The sequence below is a fragment of the Methylocucumis oryzae genome, from assembly GCF_000963695.1.
In the GTDB taxonomy this organism is placed as follows: Bacteria; Pseudomonadota; Gammaproteobacteria; order Methylococcales; family Methylomonadaceae; genus Methylovulum; species Methylovulum oryzae.
This window is the reverse complement of record NZ_LAJX01000215.1, coordinates 1-7,305: the sequence shown is the minus strand read 5'-3', so window position 1 is coordinate 7,305 and position 7,305 is coordinate 1. Positions and strand designations below refer to the sequence as shown.

10 protein-coding genes are annotated in these 7,305 nt (G+C 37.7%); 6 read left to right on the top strand and 4 right to left on the bottom strand.

The genetic code is table 11. The annotated features are described in order from the left end of the window. Positions 1-121 precede the first annotated feature (121 nt). Genes VZ94_RS17660 through VZ94_RS17655 form a run of 4 tightly spaced genes read right to left on the bottom strand, consistent with a single transcriptional unit; the run spans position 122 to position 1,752 of the window. Entirely contained in the window at positions 122-913 is a 792-nt protein-coding gene (locus VZ94_RS17660; RefSeq protein ID WP_338040500.1) for an RtcB family protein, read from the bottom strand. After that, positions 849-1,100 carry a hypothetical protein gene (locus tag VZ94_RS32470; RefSeq protein WP_338040499.1) on the bottom strand — a complete coding sequence of 84 codons (252 nt, stop codon included), beginning with the start codon at positions 1,098-1,100 and terminating at the stop codon, positions 849-851. The genes VZ94_RS17660 and VZ94_RS32470 overlap by 65 nt, the downstream gene beginning before the upstream one ends. After that, entirely contained in the window at positions 1,097-1,333 is a 237-nt protein-coding gene (locus tag VZ94_RS32465; RefSeq protein WP_338040498.1) for an RtcB family protein, read from the bottom strand. The genes VZ94_RS32470 and VZ94_RS32465 overlap by 4 nt, the downstream gene beginning before the upstream one ends. Beyond that, complete coding sequence (locus tag VZ94_RS17655; protein WP_045780227.1) at positions 1,333-1,752, bottom strand: ribosome-binding factor A; 420 nt, start codon at positions 1,750-1,752, stop codon at positions 1,333-1,335. The genes VZ94_RS32465 and VZ94_RS17655 overlap by 1 nt, the downstream gene beginning before the upstream one ends. Before the next feature lie 634 nt (positions 1,753-2,386). On the opposite strand from VZ94_RS17655, the gene VZ94_RS17650 reads away from it, so the two are divergent. From VZ94_RS17650 to VZ94_RS26125, 6 genes are all read left to right on the top strand, one after another. Next, the gene (locus tag VZ94_RS17650; protein ID WP_045780226.1) at positions 2,387-2,782 is read left to right on the top strand and encodes a hypothetical protein; all 396 of its coding nucleotides are present in this window, start codon (positions 2,387-2,389) and stop codon (positions 2,780-2,782) included. A 350-nt stretch (positions 2,783-3,132) separates the two neighbouring features. After that, a complete protein-coding gene (locus tag VZ94_RS17640) occupies positions 3,133-3,780 on the top strand; it encodes a hypothetical protein (protein WP_131655616.1) in 648 nt (215 codons plus the stop codon). A 759-nt stretch (positions 3,781-4,539) separates the two neighbouring features. After that, positions 4,540-5,847: an ABC transporter permease gene (locus VZ94_RS29575; RefSeq protein ID WP_338040501.1), complete on the top strand. Its 1,308-nt coding sequence runs from the start codon at positions 4,540-4,542 to the stop codon at positions 5,845-5,847. 28 nt (positions 5,848-5,875) lie between these two features. Continuing rightward, complete coding sequence (locus VZ94_RS29570) at positions 5,876-6,247, top strand: ABC transporter ATP-binding protein (RefSeq protein ID WP_052700703.1); 372 nt, start codon at positions 5,876-5,878, stop codon at positions 6,245-6,247. Further along, complete coding sequence (locus VZ94_RS17625) at positions 6,222-6,632, top strand: Wzt carbohydrate-binding domain-containing protein (RefSeq protein ID WP_045780222.1); 411 nt, start codon at positions 6,222-6,224, stop codon at positions 6,630-6,632. The genes VZ94_RS29570 and VZ94_RS17625 overlap by 26 nt, the downstream gene beginning before the upstream one ends. Before the next feature lie 310 nt (positions 6,633-6,942). Then, on the top strand, positions 6,943-7,089 hold the full coding sequence (locus tag VZ94_RS26125; protein ID WP_157844970.1) for a hypothetical protein: 147 nt from the start codon (positions 6,943-6,945) through the stop codon (positions 7,087-7,089). Positions 7,090-7,305: the final 216 nt, after the last annotated feature.

The following is a 7,305-nucleotide window of genomic DNA, read 5'->3' as shown; positions in this document are numbered from 1 at the left end:
TCACGGTCGACATTTTGACCGGTGTCTATGAAACAGGGAAGAAATGTGCCTCTGATTTTATCGAAAATAGTCGTATCGTGTTTGATGATTTTCTACCCCGTTGGAATTACCGTGCTTTACCTCAAGACAGGTGATTTCGGGAAGTTATTTTGGGCGGAATCCTAAGTGTATGCACCACCTCCACTAAATCAGATTGATTAGCCATAACCGTATCAATGTCTTTGTAGGCAGCGGGGATTTCATCAACGACGCCGCTGTCTTTTCGACATTCGATGCCCAATGTTTGCCTAGCAACATCTTCGGCATCAAAATGGTTTTTAGCTTGATTACGGCTCATGCGCCGCCCTGCACCATGAGAGCAAGAACAAAACGCTTCAGGATTGCCTTTACCGCGCACAATATACGATTTTGCGCCCATGCTGCCAGGAATAATGCCTAACTCGCCGTCACCGGCTCGAATAGCGCCTTTGCGAGTTATCCAAACATCTGCGCCAAAATGACGTTCACGGCTAACATAATTATGATGACAATTAACCGCTTCTTTACTGATACCGAATTTGGGTAATCTTTTCCGCAACGCTTCGCAAATCAAATACATCATTTCCCGACGATTTGCTAGTGCATAATCCTGCGCCCAACCCACCGCCGCTAAATAATCGTCATAATGCTTAGCGCCTTCAGAAAAATAAGCCAAATCTTTATCCGGAACACTTAGCAAATGCTGTCCCATGTCTTTTTTTGCCAACGCAATGAAATACTCACCAATTACATTACCAATACCGCGACTACCTGAATGCAATAGTATCCAAACATCGTCTTGCTCATCTAAGCACAGTTCGATAAAGTGATTACCACCCCCTAACGTGCCTAATTGCCGAATCCAGGTTTGATACGGCTTTTTTTTGTTGTGCATGGACTTTAGGATGTTTCGCTAAGAGTTGATGCAAGCCATGACTTAACGCTGAAATCGTTGAATTTCTCGCACGGTCATGTTTATGCATGTTAAAGCCAACCGGTATATTTTCTTCAATATATAACCGCAAACTGCGTAAATTATCCGGCAAATCGTGGGCTTTAAGCGTTAAGCGCAACGCATTCATACCGCAGCTATATCAACGCCAACCGCCGCAGGGATAATGGCACCACGCGTCGGTATCACCGAGCCAACCGTTGCGCCTTTACCGGCATGAACATCCGGCATCACGGCAATATGGCTATGGATAAACGGCAGTGTGCTTAAGTTATATAACTGCTGCATAGCTTCTGACTCAATATCATCGGTATAAATTTTGACCGGAACTTTACCTTTAGTCATGATTTTTTGAATCGGCATTAAACACCTCCTTGCGCAACAACACCGGCATAGCAAAAAACCAAACTCGGCGTGTGCTTTCTATGCAAAGCCTGTGCTAAGGCTGTTCTAAAACGCCCTTTATGCAAGGCTAATTCAGCTAAAATTTGCTTTTCGCTGAATTCGCTAGCACTGGGTAACTGCGCAATCGTTACACGCATGTGCTGTTCATTAATTGGCACGACGGAAACGACAAATAACTCACGCAGTAACCTACTGCTATCCCCGGCGAGCAGCAATGACAGGGTCTGTTGGACTTTTTTACATAATTGCAATGTTTTTCGTGTAGTTTTATCAGACATAGACTTACGCGTTAAATAACGTGGCGCTATGCCGTCTTCTGGTCCAATCTCGGCGCATAAACTAAGCGCGCGTTTAGACCATGAATTTGATGGATTCATAAAGAATTACTCCCACAAACCAAGTTCACAGGCAAAGGAATGCTCTGCCTAACCTGGCTGAGTTAAAAAAATAAGTGGATTTTTTACGTGGAAGCCCGATCCGTAAGATCGGCGATTAGCAGATATGACGGATATGGGGCTGATTCATTGCACTATCGAACATGGCAGCCTCCTAACTGATATGGCAGGTTGAAAAAGCGCAGAAGAATACAAAGCAATATTGGACTTGTCAAATCACTTCTTTAGGGTTTGTTGAGTTTTATCGTTTAGCTAGAGACAACCACACTATAACAACATTTGTTTAATAATCCCTTGTAACCATAGATAAGCTGCTATAATGTGATATTCATCATGCTTTTATATCCATGGGTGCTAAAACTTGGCATGAAAATTAATACAAAGTGAATATTTAACAATGATGAACACATTATGTCGGCAATAATTCTGTTTGTTCACAATTTTCCATATTGAGTCATGAGTTAACTTGTAGCCTCACTAACAATTATGGTATTGTCCAAGAACAGCTAAAGCATTCAACTGGATGGTCGATTATCCATATTTTCTTGAAAAATCTGGCACATTTGGACAATACCATCTTTCTTCAATCTTGTTTAGTTAAGTAATAGGTATTCAGATGAAAACACTTAAGTTAATTAGCGCTGCCATACTGCTTGCCACCATGCAGGCAGCCGGAGCAGCCCAGTACTATGTCTGTGACACAGGGTCAGATTCAAACGATGGTTTATCGCCTGATACGCCCATTGCTACAGCATCAAAAGCAATTTCTATATTTAACGCCATCTCGGCTGGTGATTCTGTTTTATTCTGTCGAGGCGGTAAGTTTACTGTCGCAAATGATTTAAGGATTTACAATCCAAATTGCCAGGCGAGCAATCCATGCACCTTAGCCGATTACCAGCCACCTAGCGGGCAATTGCCAAATTTACCAGTTTTAACGCAAACGGGGGGGCTAACCTGCTTAGGTTTGAAGATAGCGGAAACGCTGACCATGATGAAGGTTATGTCGTAAAAAACTTAATCTTAACCGGTTTAAGCACTGGCAATGGAATATTTTTCTATAATGATGTTGACGATGTTTCTATAGACTCCGTTACCTTTAATACTTTCTTAAGAGGAGTATACGAAGCAGGAAGCAACGCAGCAAATCCAGGCAGTAATACTTTAAACGAACGCATTACCCTCAATAACATTAACTTTGTTAATGTAGGCACAAAATTTACAAGCAAATCTAACAGCGTAATATTAACGTCTGTTTCAAACACATCATCCGACAATAATACTAGTACATCTACAACAACATCCACGAGCTCTGCCGTCACTTACTATGTCTGCGATAATGGTAATGATACAAATACCGGATTGAGCATCACCTCTCCTTGGCAAACTTTTGAAAAGGCAATGAGCATTTTTTACTCAATGAAAGGCGGCGATGCAATAGCGTTTTGTAGAGGAGGTAAATTTACGTTAAGTACCGTTAATCCTCCGGGATTATATAATCCCAATTGCTCTGCAACAAACCCATGCCGAATTGAAGACTACTATCAGGTTGACGCTACAAAAACTGCAAAGCCATTCATTACTAATACCAAAGGAGGAGTTTTTAAGTTCCAAGATCCTGGCGATCCTGATAAAGATGGGGGATATTTAGTGAAAAATCTATATATTAAAGGTGGCGGCATTGGTGAAGGTGTATTTATACACAATGATGTAGATGATCTCACAATAGATAATCTAACCATAGAAGGGTTTGAAGAAGGTATTCAAGCTGCTCTATCCAATACCATAACAAGTGCCAATGTAAACGGTCAAAACGACAGATTGATTATAAAAAACTCTAGCATTATCAATAATCTTAAACAAGGATTCTTAGGCTCTTGCAATGATTGTTTAATTGAAGGCAATAAATTTGACAACAATGGCTTTTCAATGAAGATATTCACTCATAATATATATTTCGGCGGAAAGAATTCAAAAAAATGTTACTATAAAAAACAATACGCTACATAAAGCAGCCATTGTAGATGGAAAATGTAGTAGCACATCTTTTGTAGTACACGGTATAGTAGACAGATTAACTATTGATAACAATGTCATATATGAAGATGTTGGTGCGGTCACCCCTAATTGTTGGGGACTTAGCATAACGCCTGGTTGGGGTGAGAAAGAGGAGCAATTTACTAACGTTAACATTACTAACAATAAAATATCTAATGTTGCTAATCTTGCTATCGGTTGTTCATCTTGTGGAAACGTTGTAATTTCAAAAAATACAATTACATCAACTCAACTTGAAAATTACACAGGCATAAAAGTACCGGATAAACAGCAAGATACTTATCAAGCTAATAATATAAAGATCGTTAGCAATAATATTAGCATATTGAATAATTCAAAATTGACAGGTATTAACGCATCAGGAGCGATTACCAACCTCACCGTTCAAAGCAATACAATCAACTATAAATCCAGTGATTCTTTATGTATTTCACCATCGTCGCTTATATTAATAGGTGGTAACACATGCACAAAAACCAATTAAGTTAAACGCTTGCTATCGAAATCTAGCGATTACTACATCGCTAGATTTATCAAAGATTAATTTAGCATCTAAACATAAAATAATATGTCTTATATAAAACCAATCATATCAAATCTTGATTTATTAATACCATTGCTAATGATGCTAGCATCGTTATTAATTTTAATGGTGGTTTTTAATAAAGCGAAGAAAAAACAAATAGAATCAGGTAATAATGAAAAAAAAAAATCGTACAGAAAATAAAACCGGTTTTAATCATAGAAGCGGGTCGCTCTGAACAACAGTATTGGAAGGATTTATGGCTCTATCGTGAGCTATTTTATTTTTTAGCCTGGCGAGATATTCTAGTTCGTTACAAGCAAACTGTAATTGGGGTTATCTGGGCGCTTATACGCCCCATACTAACCCTAATCGTTTTTACCTTCATCTTTGGCAGACTTGCCAAGCTGCCGTCAAACGACATTCCTTACCCAATCTTAGTCTTTGCTGGTTTACTTCCCTGGCAGTTTTTTGCCTATGCCTTATCAGAATGTAGCAACAGCCTAGTGAGTAATGCCAATCTGGTGTCAAAAGTGTATTTTCCACGCTTGATTATTCCTATCAGCGCCGTTGTGGTTAGCTTTGTTGATTTTTCAATTTCAATTTTGATTCTTATCGCTTTAATGATGTGGTACCACTTTATGCCAAGCTGGAACATGCTCATGTTACCCGTTTTAATAATGATAGCATTCGTCGCAGCATTAGGTGGTGGTTTGTGGTTTTCTGCGCTTAACATTAAGTTTAGAGATTTTCGTTTTATCGTACCTTTTGTTGTGCAGTTTGGACTCTACTTGTCCCCCGTAGGTTTTAGTAGTGCGCTAGTCCCAGAAAAATGGCATTTGTTATACTCTATTAATCCTATGGTTGGCATCATCGAAGGATTTCGTTGGGCCATTACTGGACAGTCTCATTTTGCTTATTGGCAAAGCGCTCTCATGTCTATTACCACTATCGTCTTTTTATTAATTAGCGGTATTTGGTTTTTTAGAAAAACGGAAAAAAACTTTCGCGGATATTATTTAGTTATGTCGAACATTGTTATTAAGATAGATAACTTAAGTAAAAAATATATCATTAATCATCAAACTAATCGGAAAAGTAGCCAGAATACATTAAGGGACTCATTGACAAATGGTATAAAAGATTACTTTAAGAAAGATAAGCTGTTATCTAATGAAAAAGAAGAATTTTGGGCTTTAAACGATATTTCATTTGAAATTAGGGAAGGAGAAAGGGTTGGAATTATAGGCCGAAATGGAGCTGGAAAATCAACGTTGCTAAAAATCCTTAGTCGCATTACCGAACCAACTAAGGGCAAAATCTCTCTGCGAGGCAAGGTGGCTAGCTTGCTAGAAGTGGGGACAGGCTTCCATCAGGAACTAACTGGGCGAGAAAATATTTTTCTAAACGGTGCGATTCTTGGTATGAGTAAGCAAGAAATTAAACGAAAATTTGATGAAATTGTTGCTTTTTCGGAAGTAGAAAAAGTTTCTTGATACACCAGTCAAGCGGTATTCATCTGGCATGTATGTCAGGCTAGCATTTGCTGTAGCAGCACATCTAGAACCAGAGATATTAATAGTTGATGAGGTATTGGCTGTAGGAGATATGGATTTTCAAAAAAAATGCTTAGCAAAAATGGAAGACGTATCAAGCCATAATGGTCGTACTGTATTGTTTGTTAGCCACAATATGACAGCGATAAGAAATTTATGCAATAACTGCTTAGTAATGAAGAAAGGCAAGATAGGTTTTTATGGTGATATGCAAGGAGCTATAGACTATTATCTATCTGATATTTCAGGACATACAATTGATAATTACTATAAACTCAAGCAATTGAACCAAGAGCAAATATATATAGACGAATGTGTCGTTTTTATCAGAGACAAATAACTTTTGTGAAAATGGTTATGATATTGGCGAATCAATTATATTTAAAATAAAAATCAACTTATTGTTAGAATCTACCTATATCAAAATAGGAGTTGGGGTTAATAATTCTTTAGGTGAACGAGTTACAACTTTACATACCGACTATAGTGAGATTTTTAAAAAAGATAAGCTACTCAAAGGGGAATATACTGTCTATTGCAAGATCGAGGGCTTAAATCTAAAACCAGGGGCTTATCCAATAAAATTACATTTAAATGCAGCTGGTAAAGAGTTTATTTTAGAACCTGCTTTTTATTTAACAATTAAAGATAACTTTAATTTTAGCAAGACTACTAATCATTTCCATAATGGCTCAGTGCTGTGTAATCAATATTGGTACGAGTGAAAAACGTATGAAAGCATATAGAGCAGCTTAAATAAAAATATTGATCGCTCTAAAAAATGTTTTTTTTGTCTTTTTTTGAAAAAAACTTCAAATTATTTTTCAAGGATTGCTCTTATGAGTTACTTTTATGACTTGAATCCGCGCCTTGAAAAAAATATTTAGTGATAGAAAATTACAATGCATTTCTTTTAAGCATGAAGTATCCACAATTTCGAATGCCGGTTTTTGACTACTTAATGAAACCTAACAACTTAATGATTCAGAAATCTGTTTTTCTTCAAAATAAGTCTGTGCTATTAGAGGAATAGACTTGCTAGTTGTTGATGGGCCTCTTGCAAGATTTAACAAATTGATTAGAGGAGAAATGTTAAAACATTTTTACGAGTTTCTCAATGACAATACCATAATTTTCAAAGATGATGCAGCAAGAGTTGGGGGAAAAGGAGATTATAGATAAGTAGTAGTGCAAAAATTATTTAACAAGAAAATAAGTTAAACTACTAGAATTTAAACGACGTAAGATTTCACGATGTTGTTTGTAAAACCCCTATTACCAGAAGAAAGAGAAACCCTTGAGAATATGAAACAGCATCATCCAAGTCCTGTGCCACGGGAAAGGCCGCAAGCCGTTTTACTGAGCGCGGCGGGTTTTAACCTGAAAGAATTGTCTGCT

Bases quoted from the DNA above. Each gene is read 5' to 3' on its own strand.
- VZ94_RS32465 (WP_338040498.1), bottom strand. From the start codon at position 1,333: ATGCCGATTCAAAAAATCATGACTAAAGGTAAAGTTCCGGTCAAAATT.
- VZ94_RS17660 (WP_338040500.1), bottom strand. From the start codon at position 913: ATGCACAACAAAAAAAAGCCGTATCAAACCTGGATTCGGCAATTAGGC.
- VZ94_RS32470 (WP_338040499.1), bottom strand. From the start codon at position 1,100: ATGAATGCGTTGCGCTTAACGCTTAAAGCCCACGATTTGCCGGATAAT.
- VZ94_RS17650 (WP_045780226.1), top strand. From the start codon at position 2,387: ATGAAAACACTTAAGTTAATTAGCGCTGCCATACTGCTTGCCACCATG.
- VZ94_RS29570 (WP_052700703.1), top strand. From the start codon at position 5,876: ATGTATGTCAGGCTAGCATTTGCTGTAGCAGCACATCTAGAACCAGAG.
- VZ94_RS17655 (WP_045780227.1), bottom strand. From the start codon at position 1,752: ATGAATCCATCAAATTCATGGTCTAAACGCGCGCTTAGTTTATGCGCC.